Origin of the sequence: Pseudomonas sp. B13(2017) (assembly GCF_002113245.1) — a bacterium.
GTDB lineage: Bacteria > Pseudomonadota > Gammaproteobacteria > Pseudomonadales > Pseudomonadaceae > Aquipseudomonas > Aquipseudomonas putida_Z.
Map to the genome: position 1 here is coordinate 1 of NZ_NEJX01000051.1, position 1,180 is coordinate 1,180.

1 protein-coding gene is annotated in these 1,180 nt (G+C 54.1%); it reads right to left on the bottom strand.

The genetic code is table 11. The features are described 5' to 3' along the window. Positions 1-7: 7 nt before the first annotated feature. Positions 8-970 (bottom strand): IS110 family transposase, encoded by a 963-nt coding sequence (locus CAG44_RS27335; RefSeq protein ID WP_025337484.1) that lies wholly within the window; start codon positions 968-970, stop codon positions 8-10. Positions 971-1,180 lie beyond the last annotated feature (210 nt).

A 1,180-nucleotide genomic window follows, 5' to 3' on the forward strand; every position in this document is an offset into this window, starting at 1 on the left:
GGAGATTCTATGGTTGTGGGCAATGCTTTTTGCCCCCTTTGCTCATGTATTCGCCTTGAGTCTTCATCAAGGCGAATGCAATTCTGGCCAGCTTTCGGGACAGGATGACAAGGGCCTGAGTGGTTGCCTTACCTGTATTCCGATAATGTTCATACACCTCTTTCCACGCAGCTGTCTTGCTAGCCGCCATGGCTGCATTGTGCAGTAGCCGGCGCACTTCTGAGCAGCCTCGCTTGGTTAAGCATCGGCGTCCGGATTTCTGGCCTGATTCGGCAACTTTCAGATCCATGCCTAGAAAAGCGATGAATGAATCGCTGCGCTTGAAGTCGCCGCGGATGAAGGCGGTGACTAAAGCGACGGCAGTCAGAAAACCAATGCCTTCAACTGCCTGGCAGCGGGCAACCTGCTCGCTCAGCCCCGCTTCTCTAACCAGCGTCTTCAAACGCTTTTGAATCAGCAGATCAAGCGACTCAAAGTGTTTGGCGAAGCTATTGAAGGCGTCCTTGAGGGACGCTTCGTTACCCCAACTCTGGGTCAGACTGGTGCGCGCTGACACCAGTGCTGCTCGGCGTCGGAGAAGGCTCTGAAGCTTGCTGTAGACGGCTGGAGGGGGTGACCAAGGACGAAGCAAGCTGCCCTCACGATCCAGGAAACGGGCTAGCAGGCAGGCATCAGATGCATCAGTTTTGGCACGCCCGCCAATCCCTTTTCGGTAGTTGCTGAGTTGGTACCCATCAACGACATAGACTGCAAAACCCTTTTCGTAAGCCATCTCCACCAGGTCCAGGTGATAAACGTTGGTGGCTTCAACACAGATAGCCGTATTGGCTGGCTGAAGTGCCAGCCACTTGCGGATCTCAGGCTTTGTATTTTTCAACGAGTGTTGTTGAGCGGTTTCCTCGCAATAGCTGACCAGTTCGACCTTGGCGACATCGACGCCAATGATGAACTTCTCTACTCGCATTGCCATCGCCTGAACTCCCACGGTATGGTTTTTGGGCTCGGAGGGGTTTCACCAAGAGGCGCTGGCTTGCTTCTATCGTCGCTTGCAAACGATGCATTCTTTATCGGCGCTTTGGTGAAGGGGTGGGGCGAGTTCTCCCACGGTCTGTACTGCTGTGAACAGTCAGATTCGGCTTTTTCGTCCCACCACCCCTTCGAGTATCACCATACAAGCGGC

Coding starts and splice junctions, on each gene's coding strand:
- CAG44_RS27335 (WP_025337484.1), bottom strand. CDS start 970: ATGGCAATGCGAGTAGAGAAGTTCATCATTGGCGTCGATGTCGCCAAG.